Origin of the sequence: Streptomyces longispororuber, from assembly GCF_014656095.1 — a bacterium.
Taxonomy (GTDB): domain Bacteria; phylum Actinomycetota; class Actinomycetes; order Streptomycetales; family Streptomycetaceae; genus Streptomyces; species Streptomyces longispororuber.
The window spans coordinates 1-1349 of the sequence record NZ_BNBT01000321.1 but is presented as its reverse complement, the minus strand read 5'-3'; the positions used below and the strand labels follow the sequence as shown (position 1 = coordinate 1349).

General features: G+C 78.3%; 1 protein-coding gene and 1 pseudogene. Both read right to left on the bottom strand.

The window, feature by feature from the left end; translation table 11 throughout:
* A pseudogene (locus IE330_RS38430) lies at positions 1-251 on the bottom strand (nickel transporter); the annotation flags it as partial.
* 611 nt (positions 252-862) lie between these two features.
* Positions 863-1349 (bottom strand): tetratricopeptide repeat protein (locus IE330_RS38425; protein WP_506005406.1); only part of this gene is annotated, 487 nt, incomplete at its 5' end.

The following is a 1349-nucleotide window of genomic DNA, read 5'->3' as shown; positions in this document are numbered from 1 at the left end:
CCGTTCGCCTCCACCGCGGCGCGGGCGGCGGCCGCCCGGCACCGCTGCCGGGCCCAGCGCGCCGTCCCCTGCCGGTCGATGGCGGGCCGCGCCTGGGCGGCGGGGATCTCGGCGAGGTCCTCCACGTGCTCGACGTGCAGCCGCCCCGGGGCGAGGCGCAGCCCGTCGTACTGGCTGACGCTGAAGTTCCCGAGCGGGTGCGCGGCGGCGGTCCCCGCGGGCAGGACCGCCGCGAGGACCACCCCCCACACGACGAGGCACCGCCACAGCCAGGCCCGCCCGCGGCGACCACGGGGCACCTCGGGCTGTGCCCACCCTCCCCCGAGCTCTCGGCCTCGGTCGAGCAGGGGGGACCCCCATCGCCCCGCGGGACGTTTGGCCACAGCGGGCGTTCCGCTGTGCCGGCTGGGTGGCACCTGGGACTGCGCAAGGCTGCGACGGTTGGGCGGCACCTCAGGCTGTGCCCACCCGTCCCGCCCTGCGGGACGTTTGCCCACAGCGGGCGTTCCGCTGTGCCGGCTGCGCGGCAGATCGGGCTGTGCCCACTTTCTCCCAAGCTCTCGGCTTCGCTCGAGCAGGTGGGACCTCCATCGCCCCGCGGGACGTTTGCCCACAGCGGGTGACGTACGTGCGGACAGCGCTTCGCGTCGGGGCCGTGGCGTGCGCAGCCGGGGAGTTACGGGTGGGTGGGTGGGAAACCCCGCCGCGGCAGCGGCGGGACATGGGGGGCGGCCCGCACCCGGCGACGAGAGCGCCACACGCGACGGGGAAGCCGCACCCCGCGACGGGGAAGCCCCACCCCGCGACGGGGAAGCCGCACCCCGCGACAGGGCAGCCGCATTCGGCGACGAGACAGGAGAGGTCACCGGGGCACCCCCAGCAGCCGCCGCGCAGCCCCCGCGTCGCGGGGCGAGAAGCCCGGGTTCAGCTCCAGCGCGGCCCGCAGCCACGGCCGCCCCGCCGCGGGCGACAGCGCGGACTCGATGACGCCCCGGTGGTAGAGGAAGGACGCCTCCCGGAACCCCGTGGCGGTGGCACGCCGCGCGTAGCGCACCGCCTCCCGGTCGCGGCCGCAGGCATGCAGGGCCCAGGCCAGCGCGTCCGCCGTGTGGACGGTGCGCCGCCGCTGCCACTCGCTCCGCGCGGCCCGCAGGGCCACCTCCGGGTCGCCGTGGTCCGCCGCGGCGAGCGCGGTGTCCAGGTCGGGCTCGACCCCGTGCGCACGGGCGAGCCGCGCCCAGGCGCCGACCAGCCGGTACTGCTCGCGGGCGCGGGCCCGCTCCCCCCGGGCCTCGTACAGCTCGCCGAGCGCGACCAGCGGCCCCGGCAGCGGCTGCCGGGCGACGACC